At 69.3% G+C, this 18,440-nt stretch carries 18 protein-coding genes and 1 other RNA gene; 3 read left to right on the forward strand and 16 right to left on the reverse strand.

Features of this window, described 5'->3' with window-relative positions:
- Positions 1 to 2: 2 nt before the first annotated feature.
- The 7 genes from VGJ96_09590 to dnaX form a co-directional block, all read right to left on the reverse strand.
- Positions 3 to 1,262, reverse strand: a complete 1,260-nt coding sequence (locus tag VGJ96_09590; GenBank protein ID HEY3287353.1) for a competence/damage-inducible protein A — start codon at positions 1,260 to 1,262, stop codon at positions 3 to 5.
- Positions 1,263 to 1,319: 57 nt separating this feature from the next.
- The gene (locus VGJ96_09595; GenBank protein HEY3287354.1) at positions 1,320 to 1,991 is read right to left on the reverse strand and encodes a CDP-alcohol phosphatidyltransferase family protein; all 672 of its coding nucleotides are present in this window, start codon (positions 1,989 to 1,991) and stop codon (positions 1,320 to 1,322) included.
- A 16-nt stretch (positions 1,992 to 2,007) separates the two neighbouring features.
- Positions 2,008 to 2,685, reverse strand: a complete 678-nt coding sequence (locus VGJ96_09600) for a GTPase domain-containing protein (GenBank protein ID HEY3287355.1) — start codon at positions 2,683 to 2,685, stop codon at positions 2,008 to 2,010.
- A gap of 12 nt (positions 2,686 to 2,697) precedes the next feature.
- Positions 2,698 to 3,186, reverse strand: coding sequence for a roadblock/LC7 domain-containing protein (locus VGJ96_09605; GenBank protein ID HEY3287356.1), 489 nt, complete (start codon positions 3,184 to 3,186; stop codon positions 2,698 to 2,700).
- A gap of 213 nt (positions 3,187 to 3,399) precedes the next feature.
- Positions 3,400 to 3,987, reverse strand: coding sequence for a recombination mediator RecR (gene recR / locus VGJ96_09610; GenBank protein HEY3287357.1), 588 nt, complete (start codon positions 3,985 to 3,987; stop codon positions 3,400 to 3,402).
- 1 nt (position 3,988) lies between these two features.
- The gene (locus VGJ96_09615) at positions 3,989 to 4,303 is read right to left on the reverse strand and encodes a YbaB/EbfC family nucleoid-associated protein (GenBank protein ID HEY3287358.1); all 315 of its coding nucleotides are present in this window, start codon (positions 4,301 to 4,303) and stop codon (positions 3,989 to 3,991) included.
- A 6-nt stretch (positions 4,304 to 4,309) separates the two neighbouring features.
- Positions 4,310 to 6,100, reverse strand: a complete 1,791-nt coding sequence (gene dnaX / locus VGJ96_09620) for a DNA polymerase III subunit gamma/tau (GenBank protein HEY3287359.1) — start codon at positions 6,098 to 6,100, stop codon at positions 4,310 to 4,312.
- Between the two features lie 362 nt (positions 6,101 to 6,462).
- On the opposite strand from dnaX, the gene aroF reads away from it, so the two are divergent.
- Genes aroF through VGJ96_09635 form a run of 3 tightly spaced genes read left to right on the forward strand, consistent with a single transcriptional unit; the run spans position 6,463 to position 8,659 of the window.
- A complete protein-coding gene (gene aroF / locus VGJ96_09625) occupies positions 6,463 to 7,515 on the forward strand; it encodes a 3-deoxy-7-phosphoheptulonate synthase (protein HEY3287360.1) in 1,053 nt (350 codons plus the stop codon).
- Positions 7,515 to 7,808: a chorismate mutase gene (locus VGJ96_09630; GenBank protein HEY3287361.1), complete on the forward strand. Its 294-nt coding sequence runs from the start codon at positions 7,515 to 7,517 to the stop codon at positions 7,806 to 7,808. The genes aroF and VGJ96_09630 overlap by 1 nt, the downstream gene beginning before the upstream one ends.
- A complete protein-coding gene (locus VGJ96_09635) occupies positions 7,805 to 8,659 on the forward strand; it encodes a prephenate dehydrogenase/arogenate dehydrogenase family protein (protein ID HEY3287362.1) in 855 nt (284 codons plus the stop codon). The genes VGJ96_09630 and VGJ96_09635 overlap by 4 nt, the downstream gene beginning before the upstream one ends.
- A 64-nt stretch (positions 8,660 to 8,723) precedes the next feature.
- Here VGJ96_09635 and ffs read toward each other — a convergent pair.
- From ffs to pyk, 9 genes are all read right to left on the reverse strand, one after another.
- Positions 8,724 to 8,819: signal recognition particle sRNA small type (gene ffs, locus VGJ96_09640), an RNA gene on the reverse strand.
- A 167-nt stretch (positions 8,820 to 8,986) separates the two neighbouring features.
- Positions 8,987 to 10,123: an aminotransferase class I/II-fold pyridoxal phosphate-dependent enzyme gene (locus VGJ96_09645; protein ID HEY3287363.1), complete on the reverse strand. Its 1,137-nt coding sequence runs from the start codon at positions 10,121 to 10,123 to the stop codon at positions 8,987 to 8,989.
- Positions 10,124 to 10,357: 234 nt separating this feature from the next.
- Entirely contained in the window at positions 10,358 to 11,377 is a 1,020-nt protein-coding gene (locus tag VGJ96_09650) for a GntG family PLP-dependent aldolase (protein ID HEY3287364.1), read from the reverse strand.
- Entirely contained in the window at positions 11,377 to 12,285 is a 909-nt protein-coding gene (locus VGJ96_09655) for a YihY/virulence factor BrkB family protein (protein HEY3287365.1), read from the reverse strand. The genes VGJ96_09650 and VGJ96_09655 overlap by 1 nt, the downstream gene beginning before the upstream one ends.
- Positions 12,286 to 12,304: 19 nt before the next feature.
- Positions 12,305 to 13,201: a hypothetical protein gene (locus VGJ96_09660; protein ID HEY3287366.1), complete on the reverse strand. Its 897-nt coding sequence runs from the start codon at positions 13,199 to 13,201 to the stop codon at positions 12,305 to 12,307.
- A gap of 56 nt (positions 13,202 to 13,257) precedes the next feature.
- The gene (locus tag VGJ96_09665; GenBank protein ID HEY3287367.1) at positions 13,258 to 14,679 is read right to left on the reverse strand and encodes a class II fructose-bisphosphate aldolase; all 1,422 of its coding nucleotides are present in this window, start codon (positions 14,677 to 14,679) and stop codon (positions 13,258 to 13,260) included.
- A 181-nt stretch (positions 14,680 to 14,860) separates the two neighbouring features.
- On the reverse strand, positions 14,861 to 16,252 hold the full coding sequence (locus VGJ96_09670; GenBank protein ID HEY3287368.1) for a glucose-6-phosphate isomerase: 1,392 nt from the start codon (positions 16,250 to 16,252) through the stop codon (positions 14,861 to 14,863).
- Positions 16,252 to 17,025, reverse strand: a complete 774-nt coding sequence (locus tag VGJ96_09675) for an MBL fold metallo-hydrolase (protein HEY3287369.1) — start codon at positions 17,023 to 17,025, stop codon at positions 16,252 to 16,254. The genes VGJ96_09670 and VGJ96_09675 overlap by 1 nt, the downstream gene beginning before the upstream one ends.
- Complete coding sequence (gene pyk / locus VGJ96_09680) at positions 17,022 to 18,431, reverse strand: pyruvate kinase (protein HEY3287370.1); 1,410 nt, start codon at positions 18,429 to 18,431, stop codon at positions 17,022 to 17,024. Before pyk ends, VGJ96_09675 begins: the two co-directional genes overlap by 4 nt.
- Positions 18,432 to 18,440 lie beyond the last annotated feature (9 nt).

An 18,440-nucleotide genomic window follows, 5' to 3' on the forward strand; every position in this document is an offset into this window, starting at 1 on the left:
GGCTAGGCGCTGCCCCGCAGCGACCGTCGGACCAGGCTGAGCGCTGACTGGGCGCTCCGCTGACGGATTTCCTGACGATCGCCAATCATGATCGCCCGGAAGCTCTTCACCGTCCCGTGCACGTCGGCCGCAATGCAGACAGTCCCGACGGGCTTCTCCGGCGTGCCGCCGTCGGGGCCGGCGATGCCGGTGATCGACACGCCCACCTCCGCCCCCAGCGCCCGCCGCGCGCCGGCGGCCATCTCCCGCGCCGTCTCCTCGCTCACCGCGCCGTGCGCCTGCAGCGTCTCGGGCCGCACGCCGAGGGCGCGCACCTTGACGTCGTTGTGGTAGGCGATGATCCCGCCGAGCATCACGTCACTGGATCCCGGAATCGCCGTCAGTCGTGCGCCGAGCAGTCCTCCCGTGCAGCTCTCGGCCACCGCGATGCGCTTCCCCGCCAGGCGAAGTTCGGCGAGCACGGCAGCCGCGAGGTCTTCGTTCCCTTCGCCGTACACGTGCTCGCCCGCCGCCTCGCGCAGCACGGCGGCGACGCGCGCCAGCTTCGCGTCGGCGTCGGCGGCGGCCATGCGGCGCGCGGTCAGGCGCAGGTCCACCCCTTCCCATCCCGGGAGATATGCGAGTCCCAATCCCTCGAGCTCGAGCCCCGCGATGCCGCGAATGCGATCGGACAATGCGCTCTCGGCGATGCCCGTGGTGCGGATCGTGTGCGAGCGGACCACCGTGGGCGGTCCCGTGAGGCGCTGCACCAGGCGCGGGAGGAGCTGATCGGTGAACATGCCACGCATCTCGCGCGGCACGCCCGGCAGCATGGCGACCCAGCGCCCGCGCGTATCCTCGAGCCAGATCCCCGGCGCGGTGCCGTGTCCGTTGGCGAGGATCACCGCCCCGTGCGGAATGAGCGCCTGCTGCAGGTTGCTCTGCGGGATCTCCCCCTTGCGGCCAAGTGACGCCCACCGCTGGCGAAGCGACGCGACGACGTCCGCGTCTTCGTACATCTCGCGGCCGAACAGTTGCGCGATGGACGGCTTGGTCAGGTCGTCGCTGGTCGGCCCGAGTCCGCCGGTAGTGATCACGGCGCCCGTGCGCTCCAGCGCGCCGCCGACGCCCGACGCAATTTCGTCGGCGCCGTCGCCCACCGAGGTGCGGCGCGCCACGAGGATGCCGTGCTGCGCCAGTTCGCGCGCCAGCCAGGCACCATTGGTGTCGATGGTGTACCCGAGGAGGAGTTCGTCGCCGATGGTGACGACTTCAATCAGCATGGTTTCATCCGCCGTCTGCCATCCGCCAGTCGCCGTCGACCGCCTGCTGAGTTCCGACTATCGCAGCACCTTCCCATAGCGCCGCAAATACACCGCGAAACTCCACACCGTGAGCAGAATGGCGACGGCCATCGAAAGCGTTCCCACCGTACCGGCGAAGAACGCCACCTGATCGAGCGCAAAATGGACGAAGCCGTGCTCCTCGACGTACGTGCGGAACGCGAACCAGAAATAGGCGGCGCCCACCCAGATGAACTGGAAGATGGCCTTCGCCTTCCCGGGCCCGATGGCGGCGATCACCACGCCCTTCGCATTGGCCGCCTGACGAAACCAGGTCATCGCGACCTCGCGGCCGAGGATGATCACGAGCACCCACCACGGGAACGGCACCGACAGCCCGCCCCAGGTGATGAAGGCGTAGCTCGAACCTTCCGCCGCACGCGGCAGCAGGCGCACCAGCCACTCACCGCGCGGCGCCTGCAGCAGGTACATCGGAATGAACACGGCCAGCAGGAAGATCTTGTCGGCGAGCGGGTCGAGCAGACGGCCAAGATTGGTGATCTCGTTGCGCTCCCGCGCCAGCTTGCCGTCATAGTGGTCCGAGATTGCCAGGACCAGGAAGAGCACGAACGCGAGCCCGCGCAGGGTCGCCGAGTGAATGAACGGCAGCCAGGCAACGAGCGGCGTGAGCGCCATGCGCCCGACGGTGATCCAGTTCGGGAGATTCACGGCCCTGCGCCGGCGCTCAGGCGAGCGCCTTGAGGACGAGCTTCGAAACGGCCTTCAGGGTGTCGAAGACGCCATCGCCCGTCACCGCGACCGCCTCGAAGTACGTCGCGTGTTCGATCCACTCGCCCGTCGGCAACTGCTCGATGAGGTTCTCGGTCGGATGGAATGGATCGGGAGTCACGCGTTGGCGGGCCGGATCGACGACTTCCCAGCCCGGATTGAGTGCGGCTTGCAGGTCCGCGAGCGGGGCGGCGTTGGGCAGGTCGCGTTTGTTGTACTGGATGACGAACGGCATCTTCGTCAGGTCGTACCCGTACTCGGCCATGTTGTCGTACAGGTTCTGCATGGCCTCCTGATTCGCTTCCATGCGCTCGAGCTGTGAATCCGCCACAAAGACGATGCCATCGACGCCCTTGAGGATCAGCTTGCGCGAGGCGTTGTAGTAGACCTGGCCGGGCACCGTGTACAGGTGGAACCGGGTCTTGAAGCCGCGAATGGTGCCGAGGTCCACCGGCAGGAAATCGAAGAACAGGGTGCGCTCGGTTTCCGTGGCGAGCGAAATCAGCTTGCCGCGGGTGTCGGGCTTCACCTTGCCGTAGACGTGCTCGAGATTCGTCGTCTTGCCGCCGAGACCGGGGCCATAGTAGACGATCTTGCAGTTGATCTCGCGCGAGGCGTAGTTGATCATCGACATGACCGTTCTCTCCTAGCTGAACAGCTGGTCGATCTCGTCGTCTGCGCCGGCGAGAAGGTGGGGTTGCTGCGGCTGGCCACTGCTGCCACGCGAGAAGACCGCCTCGAATAAACGCGTAAGTTCACCCACGGTTTCCTTCATCTTGAGCCGCACGAGGCCGAGCGTCGTGCGGTTGTCGAAAAGCGTGACCAGAATGACGCGGCGGGCCACGTCCGCCAGGTACATGGACTCCTTCTCGCCCTGATGGAACAGCGAGTTGAAGTCCGATTCGCCAATCAGCCGCGCCAGCTGGTCGTTGGCGCTGAAATCCGCCGCGGTCAGCGTGGCAAACGCCGTCGGGTCGAAGTTGGGCTGTTCCCCCACGGTCGCGACCAGCTGCCCCGTGCGGTCCACGAGGAGCGCGCACCGGGCGTTGCTGTCAAAGAGGAACTTCTGGAGCGTATGCGTGATCGCCCCGAAGTCGTCTTCCGTAAAGGACCAACTGGCGGCACCAACGGGCATGGCGGAGGGCTGGAGTAAGGGTAAAAGATGGACAGAAACGCCTGAGGAGGACAGGGGGACGGGGTGGAGAAGCGGAACGGGGAGGGGGTAGCGGCTCGGCGAGGGAATATGGGAGTCGGAACGAGGAGGGAGGCCGCTGGACGCGCCGAGGAACTCCCTTCTCGTTCCACGCCTCGTCCCCCCTCGCTTGGCCTCTACCCCCTCCCCGTTCCGCTAAAGCGCCCGTCGCGCCGTAATCGCCTGCGCGATCGTCACTCCGTCCGCGTATTCCAGGTCCCCGCCCACGGGCAGGCCGCGCGCAATCCGGCTCAGCGCCACGCCGGTCGGCGCCAGTTGCTGCTGCAGGTACAGGGCCGTCGCCTCACCTTCCAGCTTGGCGTTGGTCGCCAGGATCACCTCGCGCACGCCGCCCGCGCTTACCCGGGCGACGAGCGGCGCGATAGCGAGGTCGTCCGGGCCGACGCCGTCGATGGGCGCCAGCCGGCCGCCCAGCACGTGATACGTGCCGCGGAACTCCCCCGACCGTTCAATCGCGCCGATGTCTGACGCCTCCTCGACCACGCAGATCAGCGCCGCATCCCGGCGGGGATCCGCGCAGATGGCGCAGAGTTCGGCCTCCGTCAGGTTGAAGCAGCGGGGACACGGATGGACTTTCTCCGCCAGCGTCACGAGCGCGTCGGCCAGCCGGCGCGACTGCTCGGCCGGCTGCTTGAGCAGGTGATACGTCAGCCGCAGCGCCGACTTGCGCCCGATCGTGGGGAGCCGCGACAGCTCGGCGACGAGGTCGTCGATGGCCGACACGTCAGAACGGAAGGTTGAATGGCAGATTGAGGCCGCCCATCAACGCGCGCATCTCGCGCTGCGCCGCCTCGGCGGCCTTCTTCTGCGCGTCGGTCGTCGCGACCGTGATGAGATCCTCGAGCATTTCGACGTCGGCGGGATTCACCACGGTGGGATCGATGCGCACCTTCTTCACGTTCCCCTTGCCGTCCGCCTCGACCACCACCATGCCGCCGCCGGCCGAGCCGGCGACCGTGAGCTTGAGCAGCGCCTCATCCACCTGCTGGGCGCGCTGCTGCATCTGCTGCGCTTGGGCGACGAGATTCTTGAGGTCCATGGTTCGCTACGGAAGGAGACGAAGATCCAGCGCCTCGATGGCGGCGTCGAGCACCGCATCGCGCTTGCGCAGCTGGGCGACGCGCCGCGCCAGGATGCTCTCCTCGGTGAGGCGCTCCATGGGTGCCGCCTGCTGCGCCTTCACCGTCAGGCGCTCCACGCCGGTGAATCGGGTGCGCAGTGCCGCCAGCACGTATTCCGCCCCCTGCGTGATGGCGTCGCCGTGCGCCTCGGTATCCACCGCGAGCGTGATGACGCCCGACCCCGACACGGCCTGCGGCGTCGCGTGATCGAGCATCGACGCCAGGGTGCCGCGTCCGCCGCGGCGCACCACGTCCACGATTTCGTCCCAGAACTCCGCCAGCCGGTTGATCTCGGCCGGTAGGGTCGCGGCCGGCGTCGCCACGTCGGCGGCCGGCGGCGCGGACGCCACGGAATGCGCGGCCGACTTTGCCGGCGGTGTCTCGAGGGCTGACTTCGCCGCTGGCGCCTCGAGCGCGGCCGACGGTGCGGCCGGCACCGCGTCGCGCAGCCGCGGCGGTGCGCCTTCGCGCACGACGGGAGCCGCCTGTCGCGGGGGACCCTCGCGCGCGGCGTCGCCGCGAACCGGTTCGCGGCGCGCGGGCGATGACGTCCCGCCCCCGGATGGGGCGCCCGGCGGCGTGGGCATCATGCCCTTGAGCACCGACTCGAGATCCACCGTCCGGTCGAGCAAGGCGAAACGCACGAGCAGTGTCTCGAACAGCAGCTGCTGCTGCGACGAGCGCCGGAAGTGCGGCTCGAGCTCCACCAGCATGGTGAGCATCCGCACCAGGTCCGCCGCGCGCACGCGCTCCGCGCGCGCCCCCAGCTCGTGGCGCAGCCGGTCGCTGATCTCCGGCGGCGTGCCGCCCAGGGAGAGCGCGAGCTGCGCGCGCAGCAGGTCGCTGAAGTCGGCGAGCAGGACGTTGAAGTCGACGCCGTGGTCGGCCAGCCGCCCGACGGTCGCAAACACGTCGCCCGCGCGGCGGTCGAGCACGAGGTCGAAGAGCGCCAGCGTCTCGTCCTCGGGGACCAGCCCCAGCGCATCGCGCACGCGCTGCGGCGTGAGCGTGCCGTCGCCCCAGGCGAGCACCTGGTCCGTCAGGGAGAGGGCGTCGCGCATGGAGCCGTCGGCGGCGCGGGCCAGCATCGCCAGCGCCTCGGGCTCCGCCTGCACCTGCTCCTCGGCCAGAATCGCCGCGAGGCGCTCGCGCACGTCGGCGGGGCCGATGCGCTTGAGGTCGAAGCGCTGCAGCCGGCTCAGGACCGGTGCGGCGGCCTGCGCGATCTTCTGCGGTTCCGTGGTGGCGAAGACAAACACGACGCGCGGCGGCGGCTCCTCCAGCACCTTCAGGAGCGCATTCCACGCCTCGCGCGTGAGCATGTGCGCCTCGTCCACGATGTAGACCTTGTACCGGTCGTCCCCGGTGGGCGCATACTGCGCCCGTTCGCGAAGGTCGCGGGCATCGTCCACGCCGCGGTTCGACGCGGCATCGATCTCCACCACGTCGAGCGACGCGTTGCCGCTCCAGATGCGCGTGCAGCTGGGGCACGCCCCGCAGGGCTCGCCGTCCTCGCGCTTCTGCTCGCAGTTGAGCGCCATCGCGAGCACGCGGGCAAGCGTCGTCTTGCCGGTGCCTCGCGGCCCGCACAGCAGGTAGCCGTGGGCCACCCGGCCACGGGCGATCGCGCCCTTGAGCGTCCCCGCGACGTGCGTCTGCACGGCCACCGCCGCGAACGACTTGGGGCGGTACTTTCGGGCGAGGGCGAGGGACATGGGATAAAACTGCAGACGGTAGACGGTGGACGGTAGACGGTTGACGCGGGCGGTCACGCCCTTCCGGCACGGGAGCGGCCCGAGGCGGGAACAGCGCGCGGTCCCCGCGCTTCCTGGAGGGCTGCTGGCGCTCTGGGCCGCGCAAATTCCGCGTCCGAATCCCCGGCCACCCCTTGACTTGGCGCCCCGGGTCCAGTTACCGTCCGTGACCATGCTCAGCGCCCGCGCCTACTATTACTTCTACTTTCGCAGCCTCTCACGGGCCGCGGGGGTAGGCGTTCGCGCATAGCTGACACCAACACCTCGCTCACACCAGGCCCGTGGACATGTCCACGGGCCTTTTCTGTTTCCCCGGAGATCCTGTGATCATCATTACCGAAGCTGGCATCCCGCAGCACACGCTCGACGAACTGCGCGAACACCTCGAGGAACGCGGAGTGCGTACGCACGTGTCACGCGGCACCGACCGCGTCGTCGTGGGGTGCATTGGCGACACCTCCGCACTGGACGCCGGGGCGGTGCGCCGCTGGCCGGGCGTGGAATCCGTCGTGCCGGTGCGCACCCCGTACCGGCTGGCCTCACGCGGATTCAAGGCGGAGCCGACGCTCGTCCCCCTGGGTGACGCGGCCGGCACGGCCCTCGGCGGGCGGCGCGTGGTGGTTGCCGCCGGGCCCTGCTCGGTGGAGAACGCCGAGATGCTGGTCGAGACCGCCATCGGCGTGCGCGACCGCGGCGCGGCGATGCTGCGCGGCGGCGCCTTCAAGCCGCGCACGTCGCCGTGGGCGTTCCAGGGGCTGGGTGTACAGGGGCTCGCGCTGCTCGCCGAGGCGCGCGCGGCCACCGGCCTCCCGGTGGTGACGGAAGTCATGGATCCCCGCCACGTGGACCTCGTGGCCGAGCACGCCGACATGCTGCAGATCGGCGCGCGCAACATGCAGAACTACGCGTTGCTCGCAGAGGTGGGGCGCGTGCGGCGTCCCGTGCTGCTCAAGCGCGGCCTGTCGGGGACGATCACGGAACTGCTGCTCGCCGCCGAGCACATCATGGCGCGCGGCAATGAGCTGGTGGTGCTGTGCGAACGCGGGATCCGCACCTACGAGACGGCGACGCGCAACACGCTCGACGTGGCCGCCATTCCGGTGCTGAAGCGCGAGACGCACCTCCCGGTGATCGTCGACCCGTCGCACGCCGCCGGGCGGGCCGACCTCGTGGCGCCGCTGGCGTTCGCCGCCATCGCGGCCGGCGCCGACGGACTGATCGTCGAGGTGCATCCGCGCCCCGGCGAGGCGATGTCCGACGGGGAGCAGTCACTCACGCTCGACGCCTTCGGCGCGATGATGCAGTCGCTCGCCCTCTTCGCCGAGGCGGCCGGCCGGACGCTCGCGCCGGATCGCCGCAAGACGAGGGTCGCCTGATGACCCCCGCCGCCAAGACCGCGCCCGCGCTTGCGAAATTGCGCGCCGAACTCAGCACGCTGGACGCCGAGTTGATTGATCTGCTGCACCAGCGCATGGAACTCGCGCGCCGCATCGGCGCGGAGAAGCGCGCCGCCGGCCTTGCCACGCTCGATCCGCGGCGCGAGGCACAGGTGGTTGCCGCGGCGGCGCGCCATGCGCGGCAGGCCGGCCTCCCCGAGGAAGCCGTGCGCGACATTTTCTGGCCGGTGGTCGCGATGTGCCGGCGCGCACAGCAGGACGACGCCCCGTGACCGCGCGTCGGGCAGAGGTGACGGGTCCCGTCGCGATCCTCGGCCTTGGCCTGATCGGCGGTTCCCTGGCTCGCGACCTCTCGGAGCGGGGCGCCGACGTGTGGGGCTTCGATGTCGATACGAACGCCACGCGGCACGCGCAGCGCGCCGGGGTGATCTCGCGCGTGATCGACCGCGGCCTCCGCGCCCTGCGCGAGGCCGACACCGTGATTCTGGCCGTGCCGGTGGATGCCGTGCCCCGGCTGCTCGAGCAGGCCGGAGACGCGGTGCATCACGCCGCGCTCATCACCGACGTCGGAAGCACCAAGCGACGCATCATGCAGAGTGCGGCGGCGCTCGGATTGTCAGCCAACTTCGTGGGGAGCCACCCGATGACCGGCGATCACCGCGCCGGCTGGCTCGCCTCGCGGAGGGGTCTTTTCGCAGGGGCACGCGTAGACCTCTGCCGCACCCCGAAGACCAGCACCAGCGCCTGGCGGCGCGCCCGCGCGCTCTGGCGCGCCGTGGGCGCCAAGCCGGCCGAGCGTGACGCCGCGCTGCACGATGCGGAGATGGCCTTCAGCAGTCACCTCCCCCAGCTCCTCTCCCTCGCCCTGGCGGGGACGCTCTCGTCCCGGGCCATCGCCCGCCGACGGCTCGGCGGTGGCGGCCGCGAGATGACGCGGATGGCGGCATCGTCGGCCGACATGTGGGGGCCAATCTTCGACGACAATGCCGTCCCCGTACTCGACGCGCTCGACACCTGCCTGGCGCAGCTCGGTGCGCTGCGCGGTGCGGTGGAGCGGCACGACCGCCAGGCGCTGACGGAGGCGTTCGCGGCGGGGGCGGAGTGGATCAACAGCACGACCTAGGATCGAGAATCCCCGGTCGTAAACGAACTCGCGGGGCTCACCAAACGGTGAGTCCCCGCGAGAGTGCTCCAGGCCTGACGATGCAACGTGGGACACCACGTACCGTTGCTGCCTTTCGGCCCTGGCGGAGTTGGCGGGCCCGCGACCATCGGGGCCTGAAGCATACCTAAGTTAACGGCGGGGCGAGGCGGGTACAACTACGACTGAGGATTGGAAATCCGGAACGGGATCGAGGAACTCGAATACGGATTGCGACTTACGATCGCAGGTCGCAGTCCCCATTCGCAATCCTGCATCCCGTTCCGGATTCCATATCCTAAGTCGTCGTTACGCCAGCACCTTCCGGAACACCTCCGCCGCCTTCTGCATCTCGTCCATCGTCCCGATGGAGATGCGCAGCCAGTTGGTCAGCGGCGGGAACGGCCGCCCCACGGCGATGCCTTCGCGCCGGCACGCCTCGCGCACGGGGCGCATGTCGCGGCGCAGGTCGATCATCAGGAAGTTGGTCTCGCTGACGCCAACCTCGTATCCGGCCTTCTCGAAGAAGGCGCGCGTGAACGCCTTGGCGTCGCGGTTCCGCTTCTGCTCGAGCGCGATGTGCTCCCGGTCGCTCACGGTGGCCGTCGCCGCCCCGAGCGCCAGCACGTTGACGCCGGAGCCGAGCCGCCACCCCTGCAGCTTGCGGGCGGTGTCCCGATGCACGATCGCGTACCCGGCGCGCAGGCCGGCCATGCCGAACACCTTCGAGAAGGTGCGCGACACGATGATGTTCGGATCGGCGATCGCCAGGGGCACCGCCGACTTGTACGACGGATCGTCCACGTATTCGTGGTAGGCCTCGTCGATCAGGATGTGCGTCGCCGGCGATTCGCGGCGCACATGCGCCACCCACTCGCGCACCGCCGCGTCGCCGTGCACGGTCGCCGTCGGGTTGTTGGGGTTGCAGAAGAAGATGAGCCCCGCTCCACCGGCCTTGCTGGCCATCCCCTCGAGGTCGAGCCGCAGCTTGGCATCCACCGGCACCGAGACCACCGGACGTCCCATCGTGCGGGCGAAGTTGGCCGGCAATTCGAACGTCGGCGAGGCGCTCACAAGATGCTGCGCCGTGCTCACGAACGCCTCCACGCACATCCGCAGGATCTCGCTGGAGCCGCAGCCGAGGACCACGTTCTCCTCCGAGACGCCATGCTCCCTGGCGATTGCGGCGACCAGGGCATCGTCGGGAGCGTCCGGGTAGCGGTTTGCCTCGCCAAACATCGCGCGCAGCGCGTCGAAGGCCTTCGCGCCCGGCCCGTTCGGATTCTCGTTGCTGTCGAGGCGAATCAGCCCGGTCGGGGCGGCCGGTGCGGCCAGCCACTCCGCGAGCCGGGCTTCATGACCACGGCCGCCAACGAACGGCGGCGCCAGCAGGCCGGCCCCCCCGAGTCCGAGGGCGGAGACGAAATGACGGCGGGAGACGGACATGGCAGACTCCGAGTGAGGGCCGGTTTCTATAGCGATTCAGGATTTGGAATCCGGATTCCGAATTCGGATTACGATTGCGGACTTCGATTCACGATCGCAATCCGCGTGCGAATGCCATCGACGGCATCCGCCTCACAATCGCCCATCGCCATCCGCAATCGGAATCCTCAATCCCGTTCCGAATTCCAGATCCTCATTCGTCTTCTGTTCGAGAACCTACCCCTCCGCCGCCGCCTACGCGAGCGCCCGCACCATCGCCCGCCCGGCCTCCTCCACCTGCGCCGCCGACGCGTCCAGGTGCAGCACGATGCGCACCCGCTTGGCATGCCACGCCGAGACCAGCACGCCCAGTTCCTTCGCCCGCGCCGTCACGACGCCGGCATCGAGCCGCGCCGGCAAGTCCACCATCACGATGTTCGTGTCGGGCGGCACCACCTGCACGTCCTTCACACCGTCGGCGATGATCGCCGCGATCCGCCGGGCGTTCGCGTGGTCCTCGGCGAGCCGTTCCAGATGATGCTCCAGCCCGTGCAGCGCCGCGGCCGCCACGATGCCGCTCTGCCGCATCCCGCCGCCGAGGCGCTTGCGGGCCACGAACGCCTCGTCGATGTGCGCCGCCGAGCCCACGACGCACGCGCCCAGCGGCGCGCCGAGTCCCTTGGAGAACGACACCATCACGGTGTCGGCGCAGGCGGCGAAGTCCGCGAGCGAGGTGCCCGTGGCCACGGACGCGTTCCACAGTCGCGCGCCGTCCATGTGGATGGGGAGCTTCAGCGTGCCGCGGGCGAAGTCGGCCATGGCGCGCAGGTCGGCGAGCGGCGTCACCATCCCGCCCGCGCCGTTGTGCGTGTTCTCGAAGCAGACGACGCTGGCGACGGGCGCGTGCTTGCTGGGGGTGCGCACCGCCGCCTTGAGCGTCTCGAGCGTCATCACCGGCGCGCCGCGCACCATCCGCGGCTGCACCCCGCGCAGCCCGGCGAGCCCGGCGATCTCCCAGTTGACGATGTGCGAGTCGTCGTGCGCGTACGCCTCGGTGCCGTGCCGGCCGTGCACCCAGAGGCCGCAGGCATTTCCCATCGTCCCGGTCGGGACGAACAGCGCGCGCTCCTTGCCCAGCAGCGCGGCGACGCGTTCCTGCAGCGCGAGCACGGTGGGATCGCCATCGAGGACGTCGTCGCCCACCTCGGCGTCGGCCATCGCGCGGCGCATCGCCGCGGTGGGCCTGGTGACGGTATCACTGCGCAGGTCGATCACTATCCCTCCATGGCCTCGTGCCGGTGCCAGCGCCGGCGCACGCCGTAGACATGCGCCACCTCTCCGCCGATGACGAAGAGCAGCGCCGAGTAGTACACCCAGAAGACGACGATCACGAGCGCGCCCAGCGTCCCCGTGTAGAGCGACGCGGGATTGAAGCGCTGCACCGCCAGCACAAAGATGTTGCGCGCCAGCTCGAACAGCACGCCCGTCGTCATCGACGCCACGAACGCCTGCTTCCACGGCACGTGGCCCGCCGGAATGAACTTGTAGATGCTGAAGAAGATCGTGACGACGACGCTGAAGGCGAGCACGCGCCCGACGAAGTACTCCAGGCCGCCCATCACCGAGGCGTCCACCCCGATCTCGTGCAGGATGGCGGTGCCGCGCTCGCCCATGATCGCCAGATAGGCCGAGAGGGCGAGGTAGGCCACGAAGAGCGCCGACGAGACGAGGGTGTAGCCCACGTCGTAGAGCTTCCCGACGACGATGCCCCGCCCGTGCCCCAGGGCGAAGACGCGCTGCAGCACGCTGCGCAGCGTGCCGAAGAGCCGCGTCGAGAACCAGACGAAGAAGGCGGCGGACAGCAGGCCCACACGCCCCCGCGTGCGCACGACATCGCGCAGGATCGGGTCGAGAAAGTTCGTGCCGTCGCCATTGCCCACCGGGAGCAGGCGGCTGAGGAACTCAACCACGTCGCGGGTGGAGTCGGCCTCCGGCTTGTTGAGCACGTAGCCGATGCCGGCGATCAGCAGCAGGAAAAACGGCACGCCGGCGAGGAGGATGTTGTACGCCACCCCGCCGGCGAGAAAGAACAGGTCGTCTTCGCCCCCCTTCTTCCAGATCCGGCGGGCGTAGTCCAGGAAGGTGTCACGGAGGCGCGCCGCCCCCCAGGGCGGCGCGCTCATCCGCGAGACGCTCCGTGCATCAGTTCTGGACGATGATGAGGAACTTCGACGCCGACCAGAACTGCTCGGCGTTCTTGATCGCGATCGCGCCCTTGTAGCCGCCCTTCACGGGCTGATCCGTGGCGGACAGATCCTGCCGCGACAGCACGCGGTAGCTCTTGTCGGCCTTCGGCAGCGAGATCGACGACACCTGCGTCTTGTCGATCGCGGTGAAGTCGGCCGGGTTGAGCGTCGTCGCCGGAATGTCGGTGGCCGCGATGCCCAGGATGCCGCCCTTCTTCACGATGATCCCCTTCTTGCGCAACTCGTCCTTGGTGCCGATCACGTAGTAGACCGTGTTGCGCTCGACCGTGAGGGCCGCCTTCTCGGTCGTCAGCGTCTCCTTCTCGGTCGTCAGCTGCGCCTTGTCGGTCTTCAGCGAGAGGTTCTCGCCCGTCAGCGCGGCCACCTGCGAGGTCAGCGAGGCGATTTCGGCCTTCTGGTTCTCGATGATCGACTTGAAGGCCGTGATCGTCGAGTCGTACTGCGCCAGCTGCTGCTTCAGCCCGGAGTTGTCGCCCGTGAGCGCGGCGACGCGCTGGCGGCTGGCCGCGAGGCGCGACTCCGCCTCATTGACCCGCTCGGCGAGCGCCTTGACCTTCGCCACCATCTGCGCGCGCTGTTCCGCCGGCGACGCGCTGGGAAGCTCGCCCGTGGCGCCGACGACCGGCTTGCCGGCCTTGGCGTCGCGCACCTTCCCGATCTCCGTGTTCACGTCGGCGATGAACTGCGTCGTCGCCATGACGTCCTTCAGCAGCGAGTCCTTCTCCGACGAGATGAGCTTCACCTGCTCGAGCTCCTTCTCGTACTTGTCCTTCGACACACAGGCCGAGAGGGCCAGGACCGCGGCGGCAGCAAACAGAAATGTCTTTCGCATGGTTTCTCCAGAGGATGTCGGCGAGCCCGCCCCGGCAGGCCCGCGGTCCAGCACCACTACTCTCCGGCCTCGGCGTCGTCGGGGGCCGCCTCAACCGCCGGACCGGCATGCGACGGCGCAGGCCGCCGCTGCTCGGGTGCAACTATATACCGCCGGACGTGCGGCATTGTGCCACCGACGCCCAACTGGGTGAACAGGAACTCGAACTTGGCATCGTACGCGCGCGCCAGCGCCGCCTGGGTCTCCGCCGGCAGCGACCACAGCTGCCGCTTGAACGGCCCGAGCGCCTTCTTGCGCGACTTGTAGAAGAACTGCTCGTCGGTGTCCGACGGCTTGCGCTCATCCTTGGCATTGACGCGCAGCCATTCATAGATCTCGGCGCGCAGCGTCTCCGGCATCAGATCGTACAGCATCGTCTGGAAGCCGGTGGCCAGGTGGATCTCCGCCGTTTCCGTGCGCGGGAAGTTGTTGAACAGGTCGTCCGGCAGCGTGGACGCGCCGTGCTGCACCGCGCCCGACAGGCCGTAGTCCGAGCGCGCCACCCGCCCGAGGTCCTCGAGCGTCTGGAAGTCGAGCTTCACGTCGGCAATGGAGCCGTCCGCCTTCACGACGCCGCCGTGCGAGGTGCCCGACTGCACCGAGATCTTGGACAGTCCCACCGTCCCCGGCGCCTCGCGCTGGAGCGTCGCGTTGTAGCCGTCCATGAAGGCCCGCAACTCGGCGACCGTGGAGTTGCTCGTCCCCACCTCGCCGATCTCACCGCCCAGCGAGATGGTGATCCCCTTCGGCTCGAGCCCGCGCACGTGCCGGGTGAGCTCGACGCCGATCTCATAGTTCAGGCGCTGCTGCTCGGCGAGGGTCTCCTTGGACAGGTCCACCAGCGTCGACGTGTCGAGGTCGATGTTGTAGAAGCCGGCGGCAATCGCCTCGGTGGCGAGCGCCTTGACCGCCGACACCTCGGCGACCGGGTCCGCCGCAAACTTCTTGGCGTTCACCTGGAAGTGGTCGCCCTGGATGAAGATTGGGGCGCGGTACCCCTCGCGCAGCGCCGCGGCCGTCATCACCGCCACGTACTCGGTGGGCCGCTGGTCGGTGTACGCGATCTCGCTGCGGGCGATCTCGAGCAGGAAGGCGCCGGCGTCGAGCCTGATGGCCGTGCGGAAGATGGCGCGGGCCGTGTCGTACGACATGCCGCGCACGTTGATGGCGGGGACGGTGAATCCGCGGATCTCGCCGCGGCCGCGCGCCATGTAGAGGTCGTGAATGGAGGCCGGGCGCACGCCCACGGCCTGGCCGAGTTCAAGGATGACCCAGCGGGCCCAGTCCTTCTCGTCGGCGCTGCCGAAGACGGCGAGGCGCACCAGCTCGTCCATCCGGCTGGAGGCGAGCACGGCCGGGTCCTTCAGGACGACGCGATGATTCTCGATCGCGGCAGCCGGGCCAAGAATGCGATGCAGGGAGTCGATCGTATGCGACATGTCAGATAGTCAGTGTGATGTGGGCGCGGAGGATGCGCCGTCGGCTGGCAGGTCTAGCCAGCCTTGTAATTTGGCCGTCTTGGAAGCGCGCGGCAACTATAGAAGAGCGGCGATTTGCCCTACCCAGAATTGCCGCGATCTCGGCTGCCCAACCGCGGGTGGCACCCTTTGGCCAGCTGCCTCAGCCGAGATGGACGACCCGCCGAACGAACCCCGCCGGCTCAAGCCCGTTCACCCCGCCGGTGTTCACGTAATCTGGATGACCTAACTCCCGGTTGGCCAACCGCTTGCCAAGTTCTACCCCGGGCTGGTCCAATGGGTTCACGCGGTACAGCGCCCCGGCCAGGGTCGTCGCCTGCATCAGCCACATCATCAGCCCGCCCAGATGCCAGGCATCGGCCGCGCCGAGGGTCAGTGTCATCGACGGCCGTCCGGCGCGCGCGAGCGCGCTCGCCGTCGCCCGGCACTCGACGTCCAGCAGTTCACCCAGCGTGTGCCCACCGAGGAAGGCGAGCGCCTTCTCGCCCTGTTCAAGGCGCGGAATCGTGACGTCCTCGGCCGGGTGCTCGAGTCGCAGGAAGGTCACGGTCTTGTCGGCCGGCCCCTCCATGAACAGCTGCACCTGGCTGTGCTGGTCGGTGGCGCCCACGCTCGCGATTGGCGTCGGCCCCACGTGCAGGCCGTCCGCATCCACCTTGCCGAGCGATTCCGCCCACAGTTGCACGAACCAGGGCGCGATGTCCCGCAGCGCGTCGCTGTAGGGCATCATCACGTGCATCCCCTGCCCCGCCTGCTCGTGCGCGCGCCACTGGAGCGTCGCAAACAGGCCGGCCAGGTTGCTGGCGAGCTCGTCGCCCATTGTCGCGTCGCGCATCACCGCCGCGCCGGCGCACAGCGCCTCGACGTCGATGCCACAGAGGGCCGCCGGCAGCGTCCCCACCGGTGACAGCACGCTGAACCGTCCGCCCACATTCGGCGGCACGTCGAAGACCGGAATCCCGTCGCGCCCCGCGATGGCACGCAGGGCACCCTTGGCGGGATCGGTCACGAACGCGAGATGCTGCGCCGCGTCGAGCCCGGCGCTCGCCAGGCGCTCCCGCACGACGAGATACTGTGCCAGCGTCTCGATGGTCCCGCCGGACTTGGAGATCACCACGAAGATCGTGCGCGGCAGCGCCACGAGCGACAGCACGCCCGCGATGGTGCGCGGATCGACGTTGTCGAGCACGTGCAGGCGCGGCCGGCCGCCGCGTTCCGCCGAAGTGCGCGCGTTCCACGCGGGGGGCAGCAGCGCCGTGCGCAGCGCGATGGCACCCAGCGAGGAGCCGCCAATCCCCAGCACGACCACGTCATCGTAGCGACCCGCCACCGACTGCGCGAAGGCGACCACCCGCGCGCGCTCGGCAGCCTGCGCTTCCAGCTCCCGGTATCCGTACACGCCCGTCGCGGCGATCGCCGACACGGCCTGGTGCGCCGCGCGGAAGCGCTCGCCCAGCGCCCCCCAGTCGTCGTCGCGCACGCCGGCGGCCACCGCCGGCTCCGTCATCGAGGTCAGATCGAGCGAGAACGCCATCAGCACTCCACCACGAGGCCGTCAAAGGCCGGCTGGATGTCAGGAGGAAGTTCGGCCGCGAGCGCGGCATGGAGGTTGTCGTGCGTCAGGTGGGTGAGCCACGTCTGCCGCGCGCCGACGCGGCGCGCCACGTCCACCGCCTCGCCGAGGCTCAGGTGCGTGGGGTGCGACGTGCGGAAAAGCGCGTTGATCACGAGCACCTCGGCGCCGGCCATGAGCGCGAAGGCCGGCTCGGGGATCATCTTCGCGTCGGTCACGTACGCGAGTGCGCCGATGCGGTAGCCGAAGACGCGCCAGCGGCCGTGCGGCACCTCGATGGGCGTCACCTCGGCGTCGCCGATGCGCGCCGTGACGCCAGGCTCGAGCGCCATCGCCAGCCCCTCGGGCTTGTACGTCCCCGGCATCGGCCGAATGCTGTCGTCGAAGATGTACGGGAACTTCGTGTGCAGCGTCGCGAGCGTCTCGGCCGGCCCGTAGATCGGCATGGCCCCTTCGCGGCGCACAGAGATCGCCCGGATGTCGTCGAGCCCGTGCGTGTGATCGGCGTGGTCATGCGTGAAGAGCACCGCGTCCACGTCATGGATGCCCGTGGCGATCAGCTGCAGCCGCAACTCGGGCGGCGTGTCGATCAGGAGGCGGGTGTGCCCCACCTCGACGACGGCGCCGACGCGCGTGCGCTTGTCTCGCGGATCCCCGGACCGGCACACCGCGCAGGCGCACCCGACCACCGGGACACCGAAGCTGGTGCCGGTGCCGAGGAACGTGAGCTTCACACCGTCTCCACCTTGAGCGTGTTGGTGGTGCCGGGGACGTCGAAGGGAACGCCCGCCGTCATCACCACCCGGTCACCCGGCTTCGCGAAGCCGAGGTCCACGCAAATGCCGCGCGCGCTCCACGCCATCTGCTCGTAGGTGTCGGCGTGCGGCACCAGCACCGGCGTCACGCCCCACACGAGCGCGAGCTGGCGGTAGGTGCGCGCCTGGTCGGTGAACGCGACGATCGGCACGCCGGGACGCCGCGCCGCGACGATGCGCGCCGCGAAACCGGACTTGGTGAAGACCGCCACCGCCACCGCCCCGACCATGCGCACGGCCGTCACCGTGGCGCCGGCAATGGTCTCCTCGACACTCGCCTGACCCGGCTCCACGCGGTCCGCGCCGACACCGCGCGGGACGGGATGGCGCTCCGCCTCGAGCGCGATGCGCACCATCGCCTCCACCGCGAGCTTCGGATACGCGCCGCTCGCGGTTTCGGCGGAGAGCATCACCGCGTCGGTCCCGTCGAAGATCGCGTTGGCCACGTCGCTCGCCTCGGCGCGCGTCGGCCGCGGGTTGGTGATCATCGACTCGAGCATCTGCGTGGCCGTGATCACCGGCCGGCCGTAGCGGTTGGCCAGCGCGATGATGCGCTTCTGGGCGATTGGCACCTCCTCGAACGGGAGTTCCACGCCAAGGTCGCCGCGCGCCACCATCACCGCGTCCGACGCCTTGAGGATCTCCTCGATGTCGTTCAGCGCCGAGTCCTTCTCGATCTTCGACACCAGCAGCGTCCCCTTGGGGACGAGCGCCCGCAGGGTCGCCATGTCGGACGGTTGGCGGACGAACGAGAGCGCCAGATAATCCAGCTTGTGCTCGACAGCGAAGGCGATGTCGAGGCGGTCCTTCTCCGTGAGCGTCGGCGCGGACACCTGCACGCCGGGGAGGTTCATCCCCTTCGAGGACTTCAGCGGACCGCCATAGACGACCACGCACCGCACGAAGTCGCCGTCGACGGACAGGACGTCGAGCGCCAGCAGCCCGTCGTCGAGCAGGACGCGGGCCCCCGCCTTCACGTCGCGCGCGAGGCCGTCATACGTCACCGGAATGTCCGACGCTCGCGCGACGTTCTCGTACGCCAAGGTGACTTCGGTCCCCTCCGACAGCTGGATGGGCTGCGCGAGGTGACCGACGCGGATGCGCGGCCCCTGCAGGTCGCCGAGGATCGCGACGGGACGATTGAGTTCCGCCGCGATGCGCCGGATGTCGGCGATGCGCGCGGCGTGCTGGTCGTGCGTGCCGTGCGAGAAGTTGATGCGGGCCACGTCGAGCCCAGCCTGCATCAGGGCGCGCAGCATCTCCGGATCGGAGGACGACGGCCCGATGGTGCAGACGACCTTGGTGCGCTTGCGGCGACTCGGCATCGGCTCCAC

The sequence above is a fragment of the Gemmatimonadaceae bacterium genome, assembly GCA_036504815.1.
In the GTDB taxonomy this organism is placed as follows: domain Bacteria; phylum Gemmatimonadota; class Gemmatimonadetes; order Gemmatimonadales; family Gemmatimonadaceae; genus PNKL01.